Below are 210 nucleotides of genomic sequence, written 5' to 3' on the forward strand. Positions count from 1 at the left end.
GAGTTGTACCCGAACCTTTACAGGGATGAAACAGCGGTTCGTCTGCTCGACCAGATCGACTACGACTTTTCAGAGGCAGAGAAAAACTCCCGCAGCCTGATGCAGCGCTTTGGTGCGCTGGAGGTGGCCACACGGCAGAGTGATCTTGCTTTCGAGGTGCGGGATTACCTGAAAGACCACCCCAATGCGGCGGTGGTCAATCTGGGCTGC

Annotated in this window: 1 pseudogene; it reads left to right on the forward strand. The window is 56.7% G+C overall.

The window, feature by feature from the left end:
* Nucleotides 1-210: pseudogene (locus tag DWZ15_RS10520) on the forward strand (class I SAM-dependent methyltransferase); the annotation flags it as partial.

Origin of the sequence: Collinsella sp. AF29-7AC, from assembly GCF_003475665.1 — a bacterium.
Classification (GTDB): domain Bacteria; phylum Actinomycetota; class Coriobacteriia; order Coriobacteriales; family Coriobacteriaceae; genus Collinsella.